This window comes from Acinetobacter sp. YH12039 (genome assembly GCF_013420015.1).
Classification (GTDB): Bacteria; Pseudomonadota; Gammaproteobacteria; order Pseudomonadales; family Moraxellaceae; genus Acinetobacter; species Acinetobacter amyesii.
In genome coordinates this window covers 1-1727 of sequence record NZ_VOZA01000115.1, presented here as the reverse complement: position 1 = coordinate 1727, position 1727 = coordinate 1, and the positions used below count along the sequence as shown (strand labels likewise).

The window sequence follows — 1727 nt, the reverse complement described above, 5'->3', positions numbered from 1 at the left end:
AAGCCCATATAAATGGGTAATGTACAAGTTGCTGTAGAAGCATGTTTAATTCGTCTGATCACAGATACTTTATAAAGTATTTTAATACTTTTTTGAATCAGTCAATGCGTAAGTCCTATATTATTAACATTTTGTTCTACACAAATTTTTGCAGAAGTGTCGTATACGAAGTTAGCAAACATAAAATTGGTTGATGAAAGTATATATCCCACAGGATATGACATTCAGTCTGAAGTGGAAAATTTGATTAGAGAGAAAAAGTTCAAAGATATTTCAAACAAAGCACAACAGCTTTTAAATAGTGAAGAATATAATTTTGATGGTAAGTTTAAACATACTAGTTATTTAGATTCTTTTCTTGGGATTGTAAATAAACATCGAGTAACTTCTCCAAATTATTATAAAGAAAATATAGCAATCGCACAGAAATGGATTAAGGCTGAACCAGAGTCACCATTAGGTTATATTTACTATACGCTTTGGGTTAGAAAACATGCTTGGAGCATTAGAGGGGGAAGTTATACTTCACAAGTATCGAAAAAAAATATGCAATATTTTGGTGATCAATCAATTAAAAATTTAAATTTTTTATTAGAAAATTATGATGTTGCATCTAAAGATCCTTTTTATTACTACATACTGTTAATGACCCTACGTGATCTGGGGGCTGAAGAAAACTACTTAAAAGCTTATCAAGATGGAATTGTAAAATATCCAAAACAGCGAGTTATTTATAATACATTTATGGAGAGTTTTGAGCCAAAGTGGTTTGGAGAAAATTATGATGCTATTCAAATGATTATTAATGATATACAGGAAATGAATCCTGCAGAAAAAGATTTTCATTATTATCATATTCTATATACAGTACATAACAATAAGTATGATTTGAAAAAACTAAATGTAAATTGGGCTAGGGTTGAGCAAGGTGCCGTAGATTCTTTAAGTAAACTTACTTCTTTGAGTAAAATAAATGATGTGCAAAAATTGTATTGCTCTTATCCTGGGAATAGAGTGAGGTTGGAACGGTTATTAAAATCCTTTAAACAAGGACAATTAGAAAAAAGCTATATAGAAAATAGTTTGAATAACTGTCAAAAATAGAAATAATCGCCTCTTAATTGGAGGCTTTTATTTATAAATGTTATTTACAGTTCTAAGAATACAACGTTTAATCACAACTAATATTATTTTACAGTAGCATAGATCAGTGCCCAAACAATCCCGATTCCTCTGTATTGGTGGCTTCCTCAACGGAACCCAAGTCAAAGACCAAGGCGAAAGCTTTGTCTGTGTCGAAAATGGCAAACAGATGACTTACCACAAAAAAGAAATCTTTAACCAAGATGCTTGGGATCAAGATTACTATGTCTGTGAAACCACCAGTGATAAAGAGGCGCATAACTGGGTATTCGATATCAAATAATCTCTCAAAATTCCTGCTTTTCAGTCATAAACAGCAAATGCTCAGCACATCACATACGCTGAGCATTTTTATTTATTTCATTTATTAGGCTTCAGAAATGTGTAGTAGAAGAAGGGGCTAAATAACTTATTTACATTTTTCTAGCTGAAAAAATCAAATAATTATGTAAAAAGATACTCTGTACACGACAAATTTCATAGGATCCTTGTCCTATCAGGCTTTTTCTTTCTTAAAATTGCTAGCACTTTCTTAAATTCTTCTTTTTTTCCAAAACCAATCAAACGTAGAATAGCCATTTGAA

At 31.0% G+C, this 1727-nt stretch carries 2 protein-coding genes; both read left to right on the top strand.

Features of this window, described 5'->3' with window-relative positions; translation table 11 throughout:
* Nucleotides 1-186 precede the first annotated feature (186 nt).
* Complete coding sequence (locus FTT98_RS17650) at nt 187-1104, top strand: hypothetical protein (protein ID WP_180177615.1); 918 nt, start codon at nt 187-189, stop codon at nt 1102-1104.
* A gap of 106 nt (nt 1105-1210) precedes the next feature.
* Nucleotides 1211-1426 (top strand): hypothetical protein, encoded by a 216-nt coding sequence (locus FTT98_RS17645; protein WP_078193934.1) that lies wholly within the window; start codon nt 1211-1213, stop codon nt 1424-1426.
* The last annotated feature ends 301 nt before the right edge of the window (nt 1427-1727 follow it).